Source organism: Streptomyces sp. NPDC037271 (assembly GCF_055603605.1).
The window spans coordinates 288,975-308,265 of record NZ_JBVJVN010000006.1 but is presented as its reverse complement, the minus strand read 5'-3'; the positions used below and the strand labels follow the sequence as shown (position 1 = coordinate 308,265).

The following is a 19,291-nucleotide window of genomic DNA, read 5'->3' as shown; positions in this document are numbered from 1 at the left end:
GCTGGAACAACTCCCACAACTCATCCGGCACCAGCCGCTCAACGATCCCCACCATGACTCACAGAATACCGAGTCGCCCAAATGAGATGGCGTCTTAACCTGCTCCTGGGCGAGGAAAACGCGCTCGTCCGCCCGTACGTGCTGGCCTGGGAAGAGCATGCACGGCAGCGTTCGGTGATCGTAACGCCGCGCCTGTCGCCTGAGGTGTGGTCGGCCCTGGCGGGGGTCCGCTGATGCCTCCTCGCCACTGCCCCCGCATCTCGGAAACCTCGGCTACTGCCTACCGGTCGATCGCATGCCGGATTGGCACCCACGCCACCTGTGCGGACGCCTCACCGGCCTTGGCGCCGACTGACCTGCCGGTGATCTACGAGACGTGCGACTGCCCCTGCCACTCGGCGCCGGACCACTCCTCGCGGCCGGCGGTGAAGCGGTGAGCAACTGGGTCCCAGGGGGCGCGCTCGCGTCCAACATCGAGATCACCGCCGCCACCGTTCTGCGGGGCGACATCATCCAAGTCGGCGGACAGGCATGCCGAGTGAGCGACCTCTTCCAACTCCCCCAGGGCGCCAAGCAACTCCTCTTCGAGTCGGGAGACCTGCTGACCATCAACGGGCGGACCCGGCTCCTGGCTGTGCGAATGGTGAGAAGGCGGTGACGGAACCCATGACGTCGCGTCGCCTCGTCGTCGCCGACGATTTGAGGCGCCAGATCACGACTGGGCGTCTCGGACCCGGCGATCGGCTTCCGTCTGAGACTGCTCTGGCCGACCGGTACAAGGTCAGTACGGCGACACTCCGGAGTGCTCTTGCGGTTCTCCAGGGAGAAGGCCTCGTCGAGAAGATCCACGGTAAGGGGAACTTCGTCCGCCGCCCACTGCGCAAGATCATGTACGTCGGCGGATGGGGAACGCTGGATCCTCGGACCGCCGCAGACGCGAATCTGCGCGTCACGGTTCGGACCACCCCGATCAACGCACGAGGGCACCTGACAGCGCTGCTGAGGGTCGCTGACGGAAGCCCACTGACCGAGTTCCTCCACCTCAGCTACGAGGGGGCGTCCCCGCACAGCCTGGCCCGCATCTACGTACCGCAAGATCTGACGCCGACCACGGCGTTCGGCGACCGGGCCTCAGGAACGTGGGTGGAGGCCGGCCTCTCTGTGCCGGACCCGCCGCCGGCCGAAGTCCGCGAGACGGTGTCCGCTCGGCTCCCCACACCGGATGAGGCGTCAACCCTGCGGATCAGCACAGCCGTGGCTGTCCTCGCGATCACCCGTGTTGCGGCAGACAACATCGGGCGAGTCGTTGAAGCGGCGCTGCTCGTGTTCCCGGGGGATCGCGTCGACGCCGTCTTCAGCACCCACCACGTGATCGACGAAAGGCAGGCGCAAAGATGACGCCGCAGAGCGAACTGCGACTCCTCCCGTGGTCGGGACCGGACGGCAAGCCCTGCTACCTGAGCACCGATGACAACGGCGGCTACATGTCCCGCCTGGCGGACAACATCGAAGCGGCACAGCTCGGGACGGCAACCGATCTTCTGGAACGGGCGTTGGAAGTCCTCAGCGACCAGGACGCTGGCCTCAATGAGCTGCGGCTCATGCTGACCGAACTGCGCGGAGCCCTAGGAGACGTGCTCCGCGTAGCAACCAGCCGCGGTCACCTCCTGGTGGTGAGCGAACCCCAATCCTAAGGGAGCCGTCGTCACGGGCGCTGCCTGCGGCGACACTCACAGGCCCGTCTACTGATCACCGACTCCGCTGACCAGCGGGACTGAAGAAGCCCACGGCATCTGACCAGTTCAGATGCCGTGGGCTTCTGTTGTTGTCGATCGGTGTCGGGTGACCATGGACGGCCGGGACGGCCCAGGATCCGCCCTCGGGTTCCGTCAGCCAAAAGGACACGACCTCTTCGTCCCGAAGCAACTTGGGCGGGGGCGCCGCCTTGGGCCGGTGCGGCGCTCACCCGCGCTGACGGTCTGTAGACGTCCGCGGTTGTCCGCCGCTGTTCGCTGGCGTTGTCACGCAGTTAGACACTCACCGGAGCATGGGATCAGGAGTCTGAGCTCAGTTCTCCGGGCTTAGGCATGGCTGTACCAGTGTCGCAGATCGACTCCAGGGCCCAGGCCAGCGCGGGGTGGGGGTGGTCACCCGTGAGTGTCGACTGTCGGCGTTGGGTGGCTCCGGACGGCCCAGGGACGGCCCAGGAGTCTGGCCCGGCCGTTGCGATGAGCGTTTTCGGCACGACTGCGGCACGTGGCTCTTCGCCCGACGCACCCCGGGCAGATCCGACTTGGATTGACGTAGGTAGCCGGGCCGAAGGCACCTGATGGGCCGTTCGCCCCCGCGCCAGCCTCTCCCTGCGGCATCCTACGTATGCGCGTAGACGCAGTACCGGAAAGGCCCAGTACTTTCTTGGGGGGACTATGGAAATCGTTGATCACTTCATCGCACGCTATGCGAAGGAGTACGACTTTTACAGCAGGGCGGCGCATCTAGTCGCCCAGGCACTGGAAAGGGATCTCAAAGAATCAGGTGTCCGGTGCATCGTCACGTACCGCGCAAAGGACATCACGCGCCTAGAAGAGAAGTGTCGCCAGCGCGGACCAAGAAAGAAGTACAAGACAGTAGAGGACATCTATGACGACATTGTCGACCTGGCGGGCGTCCGCATTGCACTTTATTTCCCGGGCGAGCAAAACCAAGTAGAAAAGGCCGTCAATCGCTTGCTCGACCTGACAGAGAAGAAAATTTTCCCCGAATCCAACAAGAGGTCACCTGGGAAGGAATTTTCCGGATATTCGGCAATTCACTATCGAGTTCGACTCAAGGAGCGCGAGCTAATCGACCTGGACAAGCGGTACGCCAAGGCGCGTGTTGAGGTTCAGGTCGCCTCAGTGCTTATGCACGCTTGGTCAGAGGTGGAGCATGACCTCGCCTACAAGCCGCTATCGGGTGACTTGTCGGAGGAGGAAAAGGTAATCCTAGACCAGTTGAATGGATTGGTTATCGCTGGCGAAATGTCGCTCAAGATGCTGCAAGAGGCTAGCGAGAATCGAGTTGCCAAGAACGGCCGATTCCTCAATCACTACGAACTCGCAGCATTTCTACTGAGCCAGGCGGGCAAGATACTAGATGAGCCGGTCGGGGACTCAGGCCTAGGCAGGGTAGACCTGCTGTTCAACTTCTTGAGGCACCTGAGCAAGGAGACACCTGCCGACCTCACTCCGTATCTGGAATTACTGCACGACAACGTCGAGATGCGCCCGCTCGCGGAGCAGGTCATTGATGCCCTTCTCGCTGAAGATGCTTCGCGATACGAGAATTTCAATTCGGTTCAGATCGACGCAGACACTGCTTCACTTGACCCTGGTTCTCAAAGCGCACGAATGCATCAACAGATCGGCCATTTCCTCACGAGCTGGGTAGAGCTGGAAGAGTCGTTGCGGAACCTTTTCCCGGCGGAAGGCGACGAGCGAACGCGAATGCCACTACCAATCAGTCGGCTAATCAACCGTCTACCGGCTTTGGACGGGGAGATTCGTAATGAAATCGATTCGCTGCGGAGGGTGCGTAACAATGTAGTGCACGGAAGGGATGTCCCGCCCTTTAGCTACCTGGCCGAGGCCACAGATCGAGTTCAGGCAATCACGGAAAGGGTGCGCCAGATACGCCCCTGACCGCTGGGCAGATAGGTCGGTGGAGCGGCTTTGGGCTGGAGCTGCTTTGGGGCGAGTGATCTTGGCCCCGTAAGCTGATGGCGAGTCGGGCAGTCTGTGGACCTGCCCGTTAAAGCACGACGTTGGGGCCAAGATCTTAGAGGCTCGCCCCAAAGTGGCTGCCTAAAGCCGTAGAGCCGACCGCCCCAGCCACAGAGGGTGTCTCCCACTTCATGCCCGCAGCCGCCGAGCGCGCCGCCGGGCGCGGCCAGCCGGGGCGAAGACAGGAGGCGGGCCGCGTCGTAGAGGCGGCGCGCGCCCGCGCCGTGCGCGGGCCTTGATGAAGTAGGGAAAGTCTTATCCCGCTGGGATGAGGTGCTTGCCGTCATGGCTTCGTACGTGGGGACCGTTGCCGTCCAGGGCATCCAAGAGCCTGACTGCGTAGACCTCGGCCATGTACTTACTCACCTCGTCGGGCGTGAGCCAGGAGACGGCTGTCGACTCGCTGGACGTACGCTCGACGCCGCCGGAGGGCTTACACCGGAAGACCAGGGCGACGATGCCTCGGGTGGTGTTCTTGTAGACACCGGTGAGTTCGTCGACCTCGACCTGGATGCCTGTCTCTTCCAGGACCTCGCGGGCGACGCCGGCTTCCGGGGTCTCGTCCAGTTCGAGCACACCGCCGGGGAGTTCCCAGGTGCCGTTGTCGGCTCGGCGGATCGCCAGGAGGCGGCCGTCTTCGCGCACCACTACCCCGGCTACGGACACGGAGTGCAGGGGCGTCGACGTTGCTTCCTGTGGTTGACTCATGTACAGGAGCATAGGAGGCAGAGAAGGACTATGGGAACTGCGGTAGAGGGGGGCAGGTCCGGGCCTCGGTACGTGCAGATCGCGGACGAGATCGTGCAGCAGATCCGGGCGGGTGTACTCAAGCCCGGCGACATGGTGCCCAGTGAATCGGAGCTGGTGGACCGCTACGGCGTGTCCGGCGGCACGATCCGCAAGGCCATGGTCGAGGTGCGGGCGAGCGGGCTCGTCGAGACCCGGCACGGCAAGGGCTCGATCGTGAAGGACCGGCCGCCGGTGCGGCACCGTTCCTCCGACCGCTTCCGGCGTTCGCTCCGACAGGGCGGCAAGGCCGCTTACCTCGCGGAGTCCGCGCAGTCCGGCGCCACGGCCAAGGTGAGCGTCCTCTACATCGGTCCCATGGAGGCCCCCGCGGATACTGCCCAGCGGCTCGGTGTCCCCGCCGGCACTCAGGTGCTTGCCCGGCGGCGTCTCTACTTCCGCAACGGCACCCCGGTCGAGACCGCCTCCTCCTACCTCCCGTGGGACGTCGTCAAGGACATCCCTGAGTTGTTCGCCGAGAACCCCGGCGGCGGTGGCATCTACGCCCGACTCGAAGACCACGGGCATGAGTTCGCGGAGTTCGTCGAGACGCTGCAAGCGCGGCCGGCCTCCAAGGCGGAAGCTTCCGAGCTGGCGCTGAGTCCGGGTGCGCCGGTGGTTCACCTGATCCGGGAGGCCCGTACGACCGCCGGAGTCGTGGTGGAGGTCTGCGACACGCTCATGGCTGCTGACCAGTTCGTTTTCGAGTACCGGATCCCTGCGGCCGACTGACGCTCGCTCAACTTCTCGCAACCCGTCGTGACTTCGATGTCGCGGCGGGTTGACTCATGTACAGGAGTGGTGCACTCTTCTTCATGTCACTCATGTACATGAGTGACGGAGTTTAGCACCTATAGAGGAGTTATCCGCTGTGCGTCAGATCCCCGTCGACACCTCCGCTGCGGTCGTGATGGTCGCCAAGACTCCGGAGTTCAAGGTGAAGGACCGCCGGACCGGCGAACTGGCCCTCGACGCCGAGACCGGTACCAAGCTGATGACCGTGAACGTGATGTTCGCGGCCAACGACGAAGTCGAGATCCTGTCCGTCACCGTTCCGGAGACCGGAATCTCCGGTGAGCTGACCATGGGCACCCCGGTCGCGCTCACGGGGCTGGTCGCCCGGCCGTGGGAGAACGAGTTCAACGGCCAGAAGCGGCACGGCATCGCCTTCCGCGCGGTCGCCGTCACCTCGTTGGCCACCACGAGCACGGGCTCGAAGGCGGCCTGAGCCATGACGTGGCCGACGGTCTTACTGCTGGTGGTCGTCACCGCTGCGGGTCTCCTGCGGTGGCGGCGTCCCGCCTGGTACTGGATGACCTTCGGGGTCACCTTCGCTGTCGTGCGCGTCCTGGTCCGCTACGCCTCCGTCATGGAGGCCTGCGGGCTGACGGTCCCGCCCTCGCGCTGGCGCCTCATGCTGGCCCGGATGACCAACCGCCCATCGCCGGAGTCCCGCGCGCCGCGCATCCTGCGGCTGCGGCCCACCCACACCGGCCTGGTCCTCCGGCTCAAACTCCGTCCGGGACAGGACGCCTTCGACGTCGCCGCCGCCTCGGACCGGCTGCGCCACTCCTTCGGGATGTACGGCGTCACCTCCCGTGAGCTGCGCTCCGGCGTGGTCGAGATCCGGATGACCGGCTATGACGTGCTCAAGCGGGTGCAGATGCCGGCCAAGACCGACACCCGACCGATGCACGTCCCGGTCGCGCTGCGGGAGGACGGCTCGGTGCACTACCGCGACTACCGCGCCGTCCCGCACGGTCTGACCCTCGGGGCCACAGAGTCCGGCAAGTCCGTCTATCAGCGCAACCTCGTCGCTGGGCTCGCCCCGCATCACGTCGCGCTGGTCGGCATCGACTGCAAGCAAGGGGTCGAGCTGTTCCCGCTGGCCCGCCGGTTCTCCGCGCTCGCCGACAACCCGGATACCGCGCTGGAGCTGCTGGAGGCGCTGGTGTCCCACATGCAGGACGTGTATCAGCTCATCCGCGCCGAGCAGCGGATCAGCGTGGCCGTACCGGATGCGGAGATCGCCGCCGACATCTGGAGCCTGCCCGAGGACCTTCGGCCGGTGCCGGTCGTCGTCCTGGTCGACGAGGTTGCCGAACTCGCGCTCTTCGCCAGCAAGGAGGAAGAGAAGCGCCGGGACCGGATCATCACCGCCCTCGTCCGCCTCGCCCAGCTCGGCCGCGCGGCCGGCGTCTACTTGGAGATCTGCGGGCAGCGCTTCGGCTCCGAACTAGGCAAGGGCATCACCATGCTCCGCGCCCAGCTCACCGGCCGCACCGCCCACCGCGTCAACGACGAGACGTCCGCGAACATGGCCTTCGGCGACATCGCCCCGGACGCCGTCCTCGCCGCCATCCAGATTCCCGCCGAGACACGCGGAATCGCCATCGCCGGGGACTCCACCGGCGGCTGGCACCGCATCCGCGCCCCGCACACCACGCTGCGCCAGGCCGTGAACGTCTGCAACAAGCACGCCGATCGCACCCCCGAGCTGCCCGCCTTGGCGCCCTTCCGGCCCGCGGTCGCTGCGCTGCCCTCGGCCCGCGTGCCGCTGTCCAAGACAGCCCCGGCCACCGCCTGATCCATCCCTCCCCTCCCACGGTCGGCGCGACCGTCCTTCGCGCCGAGTCCTTACCCCCGCCATGCCTGATCACAGGAAGGAGCCGTGATGGCCCGCCCCGCTCTCCGTATCGTCGCCGTACTCGTTCAGGCCGTCATCGCCGGGGCGCTGTCCTTCGCCCACCTGCACGACCTCGCCGCCGCTGCCGGACAGACCGGCTGGAAAGCCTGGGCCTATCCCGTCTCGGTCGACCTGCTCCTGGTCGCCGCCTGGCGACGGCTGCGGGCCGACGGGCCGTCCCGGCTGGCCTGGTGCTGGTTCCTCATCGCCCTCGTCGCCTCCCTCGGCGCCAACGTCGCCACCGCCGGACTCCTCGACCTCGACGACGTCCCGGCCTGGCTGCGCATCCTCGTCGCCGCCTGGCCCGCCCTCGCCTTCATGGGCGGCACCCTCCTCGCCCACTCACCCGCGGACCCCTCCTCGGCCCCGCCGGCACCTACCGCCCCGGCCCCGGACTCCGCACCCGAGATGGGGCCCGGACCGGCCTCCGTTGCTGAGCCGGCCCAGGATCCCGAAACCCGTCACTCTCCCGGAGACCGAGGAAACCCCGGCCCTGCCTTCCGCCGTGCCGGTCCCGGCCGCGCTGGTCGACCACGCCCGCAAAGTCGCCGACGACCATCACGCCCGCACCGGTGCCCGGATCGACACCGACACCCTCCGCGCCCGCCTCGGCGTCCCTTCGCACCTTGCCGACGCTATCGCCGCCCAACTCACCTGACCCGGAAGGCAGACATGCCGTGCTCCGTGACCCGGCCGATCTGACCGCAGCCGACTACCTCGACAGTGCTCGCGAGATGAGCGCCGCCGACCGGCCCTACCTCGCCCACCTGCTCGCCGAGGAAGCCGCCCAGCGCACCACCGACCCGGCCACCGCCGCCGGCATCCGCGCCACCTTCCCCGACCCGACCGCAACCCGAGAGGAGACCGGCTGACATGCCCGCCCGCGACTTCTTCCACTCCGTCATGCGGATCGGCCCCGTGCAGATCGGCACCCACCGCGACCGCCGAGGCCAGACCAAACACGCCGCCGTGTGCACCAACGACCGCTGCGGCTGGTGCGCCGACTACTCCAGCCAGTCCGCCGCCCAGCTCGCCGCCCGCACCCACCGCTGCCGCGTCAGCTAGGAGGCCGACCGATGGACGTCCCGCTCTGGCTCGCGCTGCTCACCGTCGGCTACCTCGGCGTCAAGCTCATCCGCCCGCCCTGGTGGCTCATCGCCGTACTCCTCCTCGGCGGCTTCCTCATCGCCGACAGCGTGCTGGCCCCCGTCGTCAACGGCTTCGTCAAGTAACACGACCCGAAGGGAGAACACCGATGCTCCACCCCAAGATCCCGACCAACCCCATGCCCGCCGGCCACCTCACGCCGCCTGTGGTCGTGGAGCCGACCACCGTCGTGCCGAGCGGGCAGGTTCCGCCGCCTGCTCCGGTCGCCGCTCCCGCGCCGTCCCGGCCCACGGTGCAGCTCACCCCCGGCACCGCCCTCGCCCTCGTCGGCGGCGGAACGGCCGTCGTCCTGGTCGTCGGCGCTGTCCTGGTCTCCATGCTCCTGGCAGTCGCCATCACGGGCGCCTCGGTCGCCGTCTGCGCCCTGGTGATCCGCTCCCTCGTCCACGCCGACGCCAAACGACGCTGACCGGCCCCCGGGCGGCCTCGATACCGCCAAGCATCCGCCGCCCGGGCGCCGTCCCCAACCGATCTCACAACCGGAAGGAAGCACCCAGCATGGCGCATCGCGCCCTGTCCGCGCCTGAGCCTCTGCTCGACCCGATCACCCTCGGCGACCTCCTCCGTGTCGCCTCGTCCTCCGACTACACCCGCTGGGAAGACCAGATCCGCCGCACCGGCGGCTGCTCCGACCCCATCCACCTCACCGGCTGGACCCTCCACAAAGACAAGAGCACCGGCGAGACCCTGCACCACTACACCACCGCCGACGAGCCCGGCGGACGCCTCCGCCTCGCCTGTGGCAACCGCCGCGCCTCCCGCTGCCCGGCCTGCGCCTGGACCTACGCGGGCGACACCTACCACCTCATCCGCGCCGGCCTCGCCGGTGACGACCGCCGCGATATCCCCGCCACGGTCCGCGATCACCCGCGCGTCTTCGCCACACTCACCGCGCCCTCGTTCGGCCCGGTCCACAACCGTCCCGACCATGGCGTCTGCCGCTGCGGCACCGGCCACGCTCCCGACGCGCCTGAACTGGGCTCCGCCCTCGACCCGGCGACGTACGACTATGCGGGCGCAGTGCTGTTCAACAACCACGCCGGGCAGCTCTGGCAGCGCTTCACCACCCGGCTCCGCCGCGAACTCGCCGCCCGCGGTGGCCTTCCCCGCCGGGAACTCGCCGACCACGTCCGCCTCTCGTACGGCAAGGTCGCTGAGTTCCAGAAGCGTGGTGCCCTGCACTTCCATGCGGTGATCCGGCTCGACGGACCGGAGGGTCCCGGAACGCCGCCGCCCGCGTGGGCCACGGTCGGTGTCCTCGCCGATGCGATCGGTGCGGCTGCGGCCCACTCCTACACCTCGGTCTCCGTACCGGCCGCCGGGGACCAGCCGGCCCGGTCGTTCCGCTGGGGCACACAGCTCGACGTCCGGCCGGTGAGGGCGTTCGGGGACGGCTCCGACATCACCGAACAGGCCGTCGCCTCGTACGTCGCCAAGTACTCCACGAAAGCCGCGGAGAACACCGGCACCCTTGACCGCCGCATCGGGGAACTCTCCGAACTCGACCGCCACCGGGTCCCGGACCACACCCGCCGACTGATCACCGCGTGCCGTGACCTGGACGGCCTGTACCCGGACCGGCGCCTCTGGGCCTGGGCGCACATGCTCGGCTTCCGTGGTCACTTCTCCTCCAAGTCCCGCCACTACTCCACCACCCTCGGCACCCTCCGCCAGGCACGCGCCGACTACCGCGCCGCACAAGACGCCGGGGGTATCGGCCTGGACGACCGCGAGCCGGACACCGTCCTCGTACTTACCGACTGGCAGTACGCCGGGCACGGCCACACTCCGGGTGAGTCCGCTCTCGCCGCCACCATTGCTCGGGACATCCGACTCAACCGGGAGACCGCCCGTGAGGCTCTGGCCGCGCTGTCTGCCGACGAGAAGGAGTGGTGACCGTGGACCGCCTCCTCACCGTGGACCAGGTCGCCGATCGCCTCGGTACGGGTGTCCGCTTCCCCCGCCGCCTCATCGAGGAACGCCGTATCACCTTCGTGAAGGTCGGCCGGCACGTCCGCATCCCCGAGAGTGCCGTAGAGGCGTACGTGGACGCCCACACCGTGGAACCGGTGAGGCTCCGACGTGCCGGACTGTGGAGAGCTGCCTGATGGCCAATAGGAAGGGAAGGCGTCGGCGCTTCGGTGCGGTGCGGCAGTACCGGTCCGGCCGGTGGACGGCTTCGTACCTCGGGCCCGACGGGGAGCGCAACCGTGCGGAAGAGACCTTCGAGACCAAGAAGGACGCCGAGATCTGGCTGTCCCAGGTCGAGGCAGACCTCAGCCGCGGGGACTGGCGCGCTCCTGATGCCGGGGCCGTCAACTTCGGCGTCTACGCCGAGAAGTGGGTCGAGGAGAGAGAGCTGGCCGTTCGGACCGAGGATCTGTACCGCCACCTCCTCCGCCTGCACATCCTCCCGACCTTCGGCCCGCTCGACCTGGACGGGATCACGGCACCCCGCGTGCGCGAGTGGCGCGCTGAGCGGCTCCGTACCACCGCCGCCAAGACGACCGTCGCCAAGTCGTACCGCCTCCTCAAGGGCATCCTTGAGACGGCTGTCGACGACGACCTGATCAGCCGCAACCCGTGCCGCATCAAGGGCGCGGGCAAGGAATCCGCCGCTGAACGGCGCATCGCCACCGTCGCCCAGGTGGACGGCCTCGCCGACGCGATCGGCATCCGCTGGCGCCTGATGGTCTACCTCGGCGCGTACGGCCCGATGCGCCCCGAGGAGCTGGCCGGCCTCCGCCGCCGGGACGTCGACCTCGACCACATGGTGATCCGCGTCCGTGTCGCCGAGCCGGAGCGGACCAACGGCAAACGCGCTGCCGGTGAGACCAAGTCCGATGCCGGTGTCCGGGCCGTCGTACTCCCTGCCTTCCTGCACAAGGAGGTGAGGCAGCACCTCGCGTGGTTCGCCGAGAAAGGGCCGGACGGTCTGGTCTTCGTCGGTGAGAAGGGCGCACCTTTCCGGCGCACCTCGTTCGGGCGGAAGTGGCGACGTGCCCGTACGGTCGCCGGTCTCCCGGAGGGCTTCCGCTTCTACGATCTCCGGCACACCGGGCACACGCTCTCGACCCGTTCGGGGGCCACCCTCAAGGACACGATGGTCCGCGCCGGCCAGTCGTCCGAAAAGGCCGCGCTGATCTATCAGCACTCCGACGAGGAGCGGCAGCGCGACGTGGCTTCGGGGCTCGACGACATGGTGCGCGCCGAGCGTGCGAAGAACCACACCGGCGACGACGGCACGCACCACAAGGACCGGCCCGCCACCGGGTAGCGCGTCCCTATGGTGCGGTTGTGGTGCGCAGCCCGCCCACTGGTCCAGACAACAAAGAACCCCCGGGTCGATGACCTGGGGGTTTTGTGTGGAGCGGGTGACGAGAATCGAACTCGCACTCTCAGCTTGGGAAGCTGATGTTCTACCACTAAACTACACCCGCGTAAGACGCCGATCATGGTCGGTGCCTGGACGCTTGCTCACTCTACCTCATCTCCGGCCCCCGGTGTTCACGCCGTGGGGCCGGCGGGCGTTTCGGCGGGGTGATGCGGCTGCGGGGGGCCGGAGTTGGGGCGTACGGTGGGGGGCCTCGGGGCGGTCCGGGAGGGGTCGGAGTGCCGCCTGGAGAGACGTCTCTTTGATCCCGTACTGTGGCTTTTGTCGTCAGGGTAGTAAGCCAGACGCGGCTCTTGGGGAAGGGACTTGAAGGACTTGATGGATCGCACCGTCCTCCGCTGTGCCGATGGGCACGTGTTCACCGCCGCCTCGTTCCCGATGCAGCAGGCCGAGCGACTCGGCCCCGGCCGGCTCGTCCGATGTCCGCGGTGTGCGCGGCTGCGGAGTGCCGTGCCGGTGGGTTCCGGAAAGCGGTAGCCGGCCTCCCGCCGGGGGGACCCCCAGCAGGACTCCAGTAGGACCGGGCGCGCGGCGCGGCGGCGATTGTCGCTGCTCCGCGCGCCTTGCGTATCCTCGGTGCGTGCTTCTCTCAGACAAGGACATCCGGGCCGAGATCGATTCCGGGCGGGTCCGCATCGATCCTTTCGACGACTCCATGGTGCAGCCGTCGAGTATCGACGTGCGCCTCGACCGCTACTTCCGGGTGTTCGAGAATCACCGGTACCCGCACATCGACCCCTCCGTGGAGCAGGCGGACCTGACCCGGCTCGTGGAGCCGGAGGGGGACGAGCCGTTCATCCTGCACCCCGGTGAGTTCGTGCTGGCCAGTACGTACGAGGTCGTCTCACTGCCCGACGATCTCGCCTCGCGGCTGGAGGGGAAGAGCTCGCTCGGGCGGCTCGGGCTCGTCACGCACTCCACCGCGGGGTTCATCGACCCGGGTTTCTCCGGACACGTGACGCTCGAGCTCAGCAATCTCGCGACCCTGCCCATCAAGCTGTGGCCGGGTATGAAGATCGGGCAGCTGTGCATGTTCCGGCTCACGTCGCCGGCCGAGCACCCGTACGGGAGCGAGCGGTACGGGTCCCGTTACCAGGGGCAGCGGGGGCCGACGGCCTCGCGGTCCTTCCTCAACTTCCATCGGACCCAGGTATGAGCAGCGAGAACGCAGGCGGGACACGCGCATGAGTGATGTTCGGGAGAATCTGACCTACGAGCAGTTCGGCGTCGCCGTGCGTGAGCTCGCGCAGGCCGTCGCCGACGACGGGTACGAGCCCGACATAGTGCTCTCCATCGCGCGTGGCGGGGTCTTCGTGGCGGGTGGACTGGCCTACGCCCTCGACTGCAAGAACATCCACCTCGTGAACGTGGAGTTCTACACAGGGGTCGGCACCACGCTCGAGATGCCGGTCATGCTGGCTCCCGTGCCCAACGTCATCGACTTCTCCCGGAAGAAGGTCCTCATCACCGACGACGTCGCCGACACCGGCAAGACGCTCAAGCTGGTGCGGGACTTCTGCCTGGACACCGTCGCCGAGGTCCGCAGCGCCGTGATCTATGAGAAGTCCCACTCGCTCGTCCAGTGCGAGTACGTGTGGAAGCGGACCGACGAGTGGATCAACTTCCCGTGGTCGGTTCAGGAACCTGTCGTGCGGCGGGCCGGGCAGGTGCTCGACGCCTGATCTCCGGAAGACGCCTGGTCTCCGGAAGACGCCTGGTCTTCGGGAGACGCCTGGTCTTCGGGAGACGCCTGGTCTTCGGGAGACGCCTGGTCTTCGGGAGACGCCTGGTCTTCGGGAGACGCCTGCTCTCCGGAAGGTGCCTGGTTTCCGGAAGGCCGGAAGACGTGCGTAGGGCCCCCGGCGTCACGCCGGGGGCCCTACGCGTGCGGTTTCCGCGTGTCGGCCGGCTCGTCAGAAGGTGCCCAGCTTCACGATCGACAGCAGCGCGATCAGCTGGATCGCGGCAGCGCCGATGGCCTTCGGCCAGGGCAGGTCGTGGGAGCGGCTGACCATCAGGGTCAGCAGGGCGCCGGCCGCGACCCAGGTGGCCCAGCCGAGGATCTGGACGAAGGGCGCGTCGCCGCCGGCGAACATCGCGACGACCAGGCGCGGCGCGTCCGTGATCGACATGATCAGCATGGAGAGGCCGACCGTGGGCTGCCACGCGCCGTCGCCGCCGAGCTGGCGGGCCATGGTGTGGGTGACCACGCCGAGGATGAACGCGCTCAGCACCATCGCCACGGCCGTGGTCAGGACGATCGGGATCGCGCTCGAGAGGGTGGCGTTGATCGCCTCCTCGCGGGCGCCGTCGAAGCCGAAGACCGCCAGCAGGCCGTAGAGGAACGTCACGATGAGCGCCGGGACCCACATCGCGTAGTCCCGCATCTGGAGGAAGGTCTGGTTCGGGGCGAGGACTACACCCTTCAGCAGGGCCTTCCAGTGGAGGCGGGGGCCGACCGGGCCGGGCGGCGGCGCGGCGCCGGCGCGGTAGGTCTCGCCCTGGTTGTAGGGGTCGTCGCCGACCGTGAACGCCTGGGTGTGGCCCGGGTTGTTGGCCGCGTACGGGTCGTACGGGGCCTGGCCCCCCTGCGGGTGGTGCGGGCCGCCCTGGGGATAGCCGCCGCCGTCGCCGAAGTACTCCGGCTCGCCGTGTCCTCCGCCGTGCGGCTGGGGCCACGGGCCGCCGGGGGCGGGGCCGCCACCCCCGTACGGCTGCTGTGGGTACGGCTGCCGAGGCGTCGCGGGACCGCCGTACGACGGTCCCTGGGGCGCCTGCTGTCCGTACGGAGGGTTCTGCGGTCGCGCGTGAGGAGCGCCGTTGTCCCGGCCGCGTCCGATCCTGAATCCAGCCACGCCCTCGAACGTACCTGGTCCCGGAGAGTGACGTGCCGGACCCGGCCTTCCGGGGCGGCCTTTGCGGCCGAGCTGTGACATCCCCTACGGGTGTTCCCCGAGGGCTCCCCGGGTGTTTCCCGGAGGGCTCCCCGAGGACTTTCGGAGGGTTCCCCCGCGGTTCCCCCGGCGGGTCCCCCGGCGGGTCCCTCGGCGGGGACCTCGGCGGGGACCCCGGCGGGGACCCCGGCGGGCTCCCCCGCGGGTTCCCCGGTGGCTCGGCGGCGGCTCGGTGGTGGCGGGCGCGTACGGGCGATGACGCGCGTGTCCGGCGTACGGCGACACCCCCAGGTCCGGACGGGACCTGGGGGTGTCTGCGAGGGAGAGGCGCGGGCCGGTTACTTCACCGGCTCGGGCGTCGGCTCGCTCTCGGCCTCCGGCTCGTCCGCCGGGTCGGCCGGGGTCCTGACGGAGTCCAGCAGGAGCTGGGCGACGTCGACGACCTGGATGGACTCCTTGGCCTTGCCATCGTTCTTCTTGCCGTTGACCGAGTCGGTGAGCATGACGAGGCAGAACGGGCAGGCGGTCGAGACGATGTCGGGGTTGACCGACAGGGCCTCGTCGACGCGCTCGTTGTTGATGCGCTTGCCGATCCGCTCCTCCATCCACATCCGCGCGCCGCCGGCGCCGCAGCAGAAGCCGCGTTCCTTGTGGCGGTGCATCTCCTCGTTGCGGACGCCCGGGACGGCGGCGATGATCTCGCGCGGCGGCGTGTAGATCTTGTTGTGGCGGCCCAGGTAGCACGGGTCGTGGTACGTGATGATGCCCTCGACCGGGGTCACCGGGAGCAGCCTGCCCTCGTCGACGAGGTGCTGGAGCAGCTGGGTGTGGTGGATGACCTCGTAGTCGCCGCCGAGCTGCGGGTACTCGTTGCCGAGGGTGTTGAGGCAGTGCGGGCAGGTGGCGACGATCTTCTTCGCCGACTTCGGCTTGCGCGACTCCTCGGTGACCTTGCCGTCGTCGTCCATCTCCTCGCCGAAGGCGGCGTTGAGGGACATGACGTTCTCCATGCCGAGCTCCTGGAACAGGGGCTCGTTGCCGAGGCGGCGGGCGGAGTCGCCGGTGCACTTCTCGTCACCGCCCATGATCGCGAACTTGACGCCCGCGATGTGGAGGAGTTCGGCGAAGGCCTTGGTGGTCTTCTTGGCGCGGTCCTCCAGGGCGCCGGCGCAGCCGACCCAGTAGAGGTACTCGACCTCGGTGAGGTCCTCGATGTCCTTGCCGACGACCGGGACCTCGAAGTCCAGCTCCTTGAGCCACTCCAGGCGCTGCTTCTTCGCCAGGCCCCAGGGGTTGCCCTTCTTCTCCAGGTTCTTGAGCATCGTGCCCGCCTCGGACGGGAACGCCGACTCGATCATGACCTGGTAGCGGCGCATGTCGACGATGTGGTCGACGTGCTCGATGTCGACGGGGCACTGCTCGACGCAGGCGCCGCAGGTGGTGCAGGACCACAGGACGTCCGGGTCGATGACGCCGTTCTCTTCGAGGGTGCCGACCAGCGGGCGCTCGGCCTCGGCCAGGGCCGTGGCGGGGACGTCCTTGCGCTGCTCCTCGGACGCCTTCTCCTCGCCCTCCATGGTCTTGCCGCCGCCGGCCAGCAGGTAGGGGGCCTTGGCGTGCGCGTGGTCGCGCAGGGACATGATCAGGAGCTTGGGGGAGAGGGGCTTGCCCGTGTTCCAGGCGGGGCACTGCGACTGGCAGCGGCCGCACTCGGTGCAGGTGGAGAAGTCGAGCAGGCCCTTCCAGGAGAAGTGCTCGACCTGGGAGACGCCGAAGACGTCGTCGTCGCCGGGGTCGGTGAAGTCGATCGGCTTGCCGCCCGACGTCATCGGCAGCAGCTCGCCCAGCGCGGTGCCGCCCTTCGCGTCGCGCTTGAACCAGATGTTGGGGAAGGCGAGGAAGCGGTGCCAGGCCACGCCCATGTCGGTCTTCAGGGCGACCGTGATCATCCAGATGAAGGAGGTCGCGATCTTCAGGCCGGCGAAGAGGTAGACGAGGTTCTGGAGCGTGGAGACGTCCAGGTCCTGGAGCGCGGAGACGACCGGGTACGAGATGAAGAACGACGCCTCGTAGCCGTCCACGTGGTGGAGGGCGCCCTCCAGGGCGTGCAGCATGAAGATGCAGACGCCGACGACGAGGATGACGGCCTCGACGAAGTACGCCTGGCCGAAGTTGGAACCGGCGAAGCGGGACTTGCGGCCCGGCTTGTTCGGCTTGCTCACCTGGCGGATCGCGATCAGGGCCAGGATGCCGAGCACCGTCATCGTGCCGATGAACTCGACGAAGACGTTGTACGGCGCCCAGTCGCCGATGACCGGCAGGATCCAGTCGGCCTGGAACAGCTGGCCGATCGCGTTGACGATCGTCAACAGCAGGGAGAAGAAGCCCACCGCCACGAACCAGTGCGCCACCCCGACGACGCCCCAGCGGTTCATCCGGGTGTGGCCGAGGAACTCCCTGACCACGGTGAGGGTGCGCTGCGCGGGGTCATTGGTCCGCGTGCCGGCCGGCACCGGCTGGCCCAGCCGCATCGAGTTGTAGATCTGCAGGACGGCGCGGCCGAACAGTGCGACGCCGACCACGATCAGGACCAGCGACACGATGATCGCGGCGAGTTGCATTTGGGGGCTCCTCGGGCCTGCGAGGTTGCGAGGGTCGTATTACTAAGCGGTAACTTATTCAGTCCGTCTGAGACTACCCCCATCCTCTGCCGCACTGTAGCCGGACGTGCGGTGATCTGCGTCGCTGAGGCAACCCTGACCGGGCCGATGCCGTCTGCGGCCGACCGGTGCGGCCTCCCCCGGGTCGGCGGGTGGCGTTCCCCGGTCGGCCGACCCGACGGCGGCAACCCTGGTCGCGGGGTCCGTCCGCCGGGACCGGTGGTCTCGCTGAGTCGGACGCGCCATTCGTCGCAAATCATGATATTCAGCCTGATTCGGGCATAGGTTGTGCCCGTGCTCTACGGGATCGCTGCAGCCACCGCCTCCTTCCTCCTCGCCGCCCTGCTCACCGCGCTGCTGAGGGGGCCCGCCCTGCGCCTCTCCCTCGTCGACCGGCGACGGCAGCGGCCCGTCCCCCTGCTCGGCGGTGTGGCCGTGGTCCTCGTCACCGGGCTGGTCGCGTGGGCCGGGGACCGGGCCGGCGCCGTACCGCTCGGGACCGGGGTCGGCCGGCTGCTCGTGGCCGGGGCCGCCGTCGGCGCGCTCGGCCTGGCCGCCGACGTCTGGCGGCTGCGGCTGCGGTGGCTGGTCGCCGGTACGGCTGTCGCGGCGGCGTGCGTGGTGCCGTACGGCGAGACCGGTCCGGTACTGGGGGCGCTTGCCGTGGGCTGGATGGCGCTGGTCACCGCCGCCTTCCGGGGGCTCGACCACGCCGACGGGGTGGCCGGCACGGTGGGTGTGGTGACCGCCTTCGGTATCGGTGCCTGTGCCGCCGCGGAGCTGATGGACGGGCTGGCGGTGCTGCTGAGCGCGCTGGCCGCCGCTCTGGCCGGGTTCCTGCTGCACAACCGGCATCCCGCGCGGATCGCGCTCGGGGCGTGCGGGTCGCTGTTCGCGGGTTTCCTGCTCGCCGGGGCGGCCGTGTTCACCCGGGCGGGGCACGCGCCCGGGGCCGGCGTGGCGGTGCTGTTCGCGCTGACCGCTCTGGCGACCGCCGACGCCGTCCTCGTACTCCTCTCGCGCCGGCTGGCCGGGCGCCCCCTGCTGCGCGGCGGGCCCGACCACCTCGCGCACCGGCTGCGGCGGCTCGGACTCACTCCGCAGGGCGCGGTGGTGGTCCTCGGTGCGGCCGCGTTCTGCGGGGTACTCGTGGGCGTGCTCGTGCACACCCGCTGGGTGGAGGAGACGGTGGTGCTGTGGCTGGCGGGCGGAGCGGTCGCCGGGGTGGCGGCGCTGCTGCGGGTGCGGGTGTACGAGCCGCCGAAGCGGCGCGCGGGGGCGGACACCCGGGTCGCCCGCACGTCGCCGTACGGGACTCGCGCGGAGTTTCCTGGGTATGCGCGGGGGCGGGCACGGGCACGGGCACGGGCGCAGGCGCGGCCCGGGGCGCGGGGGTGGGCCCGGGTGCGAGGCCAGGCGCAGGTCCGGGTGCGAGGCCAGGCGCAGGTCCGGGTGCGAGGCCAGGCGCAGGTCCGGGTGCGAGGCCAGGCGCAGGTCCGGGTGCGAGATCAGGCGCAAGGGCAGACGCAGGTCCGGGTGCGGGATCAGGCGCAGGGCCAGGCGTCGGCCCAGGTGCCGGCCCGGGCGCAGGGGCAGACGCCGTCCCGGGTACAGGACCGGGTGCAAAACCAGGCGCAAAACCAGGCGCAGGACCAGGCGCAGGGCCAAGCGCCGGACCAAGCGCGGCCCCGGGCTCGGATCCAGGCGCAGCCGCAGGAGCGCCCCCGGGCGCGGGCGAAGGCGCCGGGGCAGTCCCGGGCGCAGCTCCGGCCGCAGCGGTGGGTGGAGCCTCAGGGGCTCTCCGAGGTGACCGGTACCCCGGCCCGTACGCCCTCCCGGGCGTCGATTTTCCCGGTTCGGCAGGCCAGGCGCGCCGAGAAAGCCCAGGTCAGCGCGTCGTTGCGCGTAAGGAACGGATAAGAGTTGAGTGAGCTCGACTCACC

20 protein-coding genes, 1 tRNA gene and 1 pseudogene are annotated in these 19,291 nt (G+C 68.9%); 18 read left to right on the top strand and 4 right to left on the bottom strand.

Going from position 1 to position 19,291, the window contains the following annotated elements:
• The first annotated feature begins 433 nt into the window (after positions 1-433).
• From ACZ7G3_RS14890 to ACZ7G3_RS14875, 4 genes are all read left to right on the top strand, one after another.
• Positions 434-658, top strand: a complete 225-nt coding sequence (locus ACZ7G3_RS14890) for a hypothetical protein (RefSeq protein WP_345595943.1) — start codon at positions 434-436, stop codon at positions 656-658.
• A gap of 8 nt (positions 659-666) precedes the next feature.
• Positions 667-1,398, top strand: a complete 732-nt coding sequence (locus tag ACZ7G3_RS14885) for a GntR family transcriptional regulator (protein WP_470925823.1) — start codon at positions 667-669, stop codon at positions 1,396-1,398.
• Positions 1,395-1,694, top strand: coding sequence for a hypothetical protein (locus ACZ7G3_RS14880; protein WP_470925789.1), 300 nt, complete (start codon positions 1,395-1,397; stop codon positions 1,692-1,694). Before ACZ7G3_RS14885 ends, ACZ7G3_RS14880 begins: the two co-directional genes overlap by 4 nt.
• 732 nt (positions 1,695-2,426) lie before the next feature.
• Positions 2,427-3,680, top strand: coding sequence for a GTP pyrophosphokinase (locus ACZ7G3_RS14875; RefSeq protein WP_470925787.1), 1,254 nt, complete (start codon positions 2,427-2,429; stop codon positions 3,678-3,680).
• A gap of 336 nt (positions 3,681-4,016) precedes the next feature.
• Here ACZ7G3_RS14875 and ACZ7G3_RS14870 read toward each other — a convergent pair whose 3' ends face one another.
• Positions 4,017-4,481, bottom strand: coding sequence for an NUDIX hydrolase (locus tag ACZ7G3_RS14870; RefSeq protein WP_470925785.1), 465 nt, complete (start codon positions 4,479-4,481; stop codon positions 4,017-4,019).
• Positions 4,482-4,499: 18 nt separating this feature from the next.
• Here ACZ7G3_RS14870 and ACZ7G3_RS14865 point away from each other — a divergent pair, with 18 nt between their 5' ends.
• The 11 genes and pseudogenes from ACZ7G3_RS14865 to ACZ7G3_RS14815 all read left to right on the top strand — a co-directional run bounded on the left by ACZ7G3_RS14865 (position 4,500) and on the right by ACZ7G3_RS14815 (position 11,677).
• The gene (locus tag ACZ7G3_RS14865; protein ID WP_345597156.1) at positions 4,500-5,279 is read left to right on the top strand and encodes a GntR family transcriptional regulator; all 780 of its coding nucleotides are present in this window, start codon (positions 4,500-4,502) and stop codon (positions 5,277-5,279) included.
• 139 nt (positions 5,280-5,418) lie between these two features.
• The gene (locus ACZ7G3_RS14860) at positions 5,419-5,775 is read left to right on the top strand and encodes an SCO3933 family regulatory protein (protein WP_470925783.1); all 357 of its coding nucleotides are present in this window, start codon (positions 5,419-5,421) and stop codon (positions 5,773-5,775) included.
• Between the two features lie 3 nt (positions 5,776-5,778).
• Positions 5,779-7,134, top strand: a complete 1,356-nt coding sequence (locus tag ACZ7G3_RS14855) for an FtsK/SpoIIIE domain-containing protein (protein ID WP_470925782.1) — start codon at positions 5,779-5,781, stop codon at positions 7,132-7,134.
• 87 nt (positions 7,135-7,221) lie between these two features.
• Positions 7,222-7,891, top strand: a pseudogene (locus ACZ7G3_RS14850) (DUF2637 domain-containing protein).
• 19 nt (positions 7,892-7,910) lie between these two features.
• Positions 7,911-8,105, top strand: coding sequence for a hypothetical protein (locus tag ACZ7G3_RS14845; RefSeq protein ID WP_470925780.1), 195 nt, complete (start codon positions 7,911-7,913; stop codon positions 8,103-8,105).
• A 1-nt stretch (position 8,106) separates the two neighbouring features.
• The gene (locus ACZ7G3_RS14840; protein WP_470925778.1) at positions 8,107-8,298 is read left to right on the top strand and encodes a mobile element transfer protein; all 192 of its coding nucleotides are present in this window, start codon (positions 8,107-8,109) and stop codon (positions 8,296-8,298) included.
• 11 nt (positions 8,299-8,309) lie between these two features.
• Complete coding sequence (locus tag ACZ7G3_RS14835) at positions 8,310-8,465, top strand: hypothetical protein (protein WP_279566080.1); 156 nt, start codon at positions 8,310-8,312, stop codon at positions 8,463-8,465.
• Positions 8,466-8,488: 23 nt separating this feature from the next.
• Positions 8,489-8,809, top strand: coding sequence for a SpdD-like protein (locus tag ACZ7G3_RS14830; protein WP_470925776.1), 321 nt, complete (start codon positions 8,489-8,491; stop codon positions 8,807-8,809).
• 89 nt (positions 8,810-8,898) lie between these two features.
• Positions 8,899-10,296 carry a replication initiator protein RepSA gene (gene repSA, locus ACZ7G3_RS14825; RefSeq protein ID WP_470925775.1) on the top strand — a complete coding sequence of 466 codons (1,398 nt, stop codon included), beginning with the start codon at positions 8,899-8,901 and terminating at the stop codon, positions 10,294-10,296.
• Positions 10,290-10,508 carry a helix-turn-helix domain-containing protein gene (locus ACZ7G3_RS14820; protein ID WP_345597158.1) on the top strand — a complete coding sequence of 73 codons (219 nt, stop codon included), beginning with the start codon at positions 10,290-10,292 and terminating at the stop codon, positions 10,506-10,508. Before repSA ends, ACZ7G3_RS14820 begins: the two co-directional genes overlap by 7 nt.
• Positions 10,508-11,677 (top strand): tyrosine-type recombinase/integrase, encoded by a 1,170-nt coding sequence (locus tag ACZ7G3_RS14815; RefSeq protein ID WP_470925773.1) that lies wholly within the window; start codon positions 10,508-10,510, stop codon positions 11,675-11,677. The genes ACZ7G3_RS14820 and ACZ7G3_RS14815 overlap by 1 nt, the downstream gene beginning before the upstream one ends.
• 89 nt (positions 11,678-11,766) lie before the next feature.
• On the opposite strand, the gene ACZ7G3_RS14810 is transcribed toward ACZ7G3_RS14815, so the two are convergent.
• Positions 11,767-11,840 (bottom strand) — tRNA-Gly (locus tag ACZ7G3_RS14810).
• A gap of 534 nt (positions 11,841-12,374) precedes the next feature.
• Between ACZ7G3_RS14810 and dcd the strand changes: the two genes are divergently transcribed.
• Positions 12,375-12,950, top strand: coding sequence for a dCTP deaminase (gene dcd, locus ACZ7G3_RS14805; RefSeq protein ID WP_055418772.1), 576 nt, complete (start codon positions 12,375-12,377; stop codon positions 12,948-12,950).
• A 28-nt stretch (positions 12,951-12,978) separates the two neighbouring features.
• Positions 12,979-13,476 (top strand): phosphoribosyltransferase, encoded by a 498-nt coding sequence (locus ACZ7G3_RS14800; protein ID WP_426520919.1) that lies wholly within the window; start codon positions 12,979-12,981, stop codon positions 13,474-13,476.
• A 231-nt stretch (positions 13,477-13,707) separates the two neighbouring features.
• On the opposite strand, the gene ACZ7G3_RS14795 is transcribed toward ACZ7G3_RS14800, so the two are convergent.
• Positions 13,708-14,730 carry a Yip1 family protein gene (locus ACZ7G3_RS14795; RefSeq protein WP_470925772.1) on the bottom strand — a complete coding sequence of 341 codons (1,023 nt, stop codon included), beginning with the start codon at positions 14,728-14,730 and terminating at the stop codon, positions 13,708-13,710.
• A 296-nt stretch (positions 14,731-15,026) separates the two neighbouring features.
• The gene (locus ACZ7G3_RS14790; RefSeq protein WP_470925770.1) at positions 15,027-17,309 is read right to left on the bottom strand and encodes a (Fe-S)-binding protein; all 2,283 of its coding nucleotides are present in this window, start codon (positions 17,307-17,309) and stop codon (positions 15,027-15,029) included.
• Positions 17,310-17,642: 333 nt separating this feature from the next.
• Here ACZ7G3_RS14790 and ACZ7G3_RS14785 point away from each other — a divergent pair, with 333 nt between their 5' ends.
• Positions 17,643-19,268, top strand: coding sequence for an undecaprenyl/decaprenyl-phosphate alpha-N-acetylglucosaminyl 1-phosphate transferase (locus ACZ7G3_RS14785; protein ID WP_470925768.1), 1,626 nt, complete (start codon positions 17,643-17,645; stop codon positions 19,266-19,268).
• Positions 19,269-19,291: the final 23 nt, after the last annotated feature.

Coding starts and splice junctions, on each gene's coding strand:
- ACZ7G3_RS14885 (WP_470925823.1), top strand. CDS start 667: ATGACGTCGCGTCGCCTCGTCGTCGCCGACGATTTGAGGCGCCAGATC.
- ACZ7G3_RS14880 (WP_470925789.1), top strand. CDS start 1,395: ATGACGCCGCAGAGCGAACTGCGACTCCTCCCGTGGTCGGGACCGGAC.
- ACZ7G3_RS14875 (WP_470925787.1), top strand. CDS start 2,427: ATGGAAATCGTTGATCACTTCATCGCACGCTATGCGAAGGAGTACGAC.
- ACZ7G3_RS14870 (WP_470925785.1), bottom strand. CDS start 4,481: ATGCTCCTGTACATGAGTCAACCACAGGAAGCAACGTCGACGCCCCTG.
- ACZ7G3_RS14865 (WP_345597156.1), top strand. CDS start 4,500: ATGGGAACTGCGGTAGAGGGGGGCAGGTCCGGGCCTCGGTACGTGCAG.
- ACZ7G3_RS14855 (WP_470925782.1), top strand. CDS start 5,779: ATGACGTGGCCGACGGTCTTACTGCTGGTGGTCGTCACCGCTGCGGGT.
- ACZ7G3_RS14840 (WP_470925778.1), top strand. CDS start 8,107: ATGCCCGCCCGCGACTTCTTCCACTCCGTCATGCGGATCGGCCCCGTG.
- ACZ7G3_RS14835 (WP_279566080.1), top strand. CDS start 8,310: ATGGACGTCCCGCTCTGGCTCGCGCTGCTCACCGTCGGCTACCTCGGC.
- ACZ7G3_RS14830 (WP_470925776.1), top strand. CDS start 8,489: ATGCTCCACCCCAAGATCCCGACCAACCCCATGCCCGCCGGCCACCTC.
- repSA (WP_470925775.1), top strand. CDS start 8,899: ATGGCGCATCGCGCCCTGTCCGCGCCTGAGCCTCTGCTCGACCCGATC.
- ACZ7G3_RS14815 (WP_470925773.1), top strand. CDS start 10,508: ATGGCCAATAGGAAGGGAAGGCGTCGGCGCTTCGGTGCGGTGCGGCAG.
- ACZ7G3_RS14800 (WP_426520919.1), top strand. CDS start 12,979: ATGAGTGATGTTCGGGAGAATCTGACCTACGAGCAGTTCGGCGTCGCC.
- ACZ7G3_RS14795 (WP_470925772.1), bottom strand. CDS start 14,730: ATGTCACAGCTCGGCCGCAAAGGCCGCCCCGGAAGGCCGGGTCCGGCA.
- ACZ7G3_RS14790 (WP_470925770.1), bottom strand. CDS start 17,309: ATGCAACTCGCCGCGATCATCGTGTCGCTGGTCCTGATCGTGGTCGGC.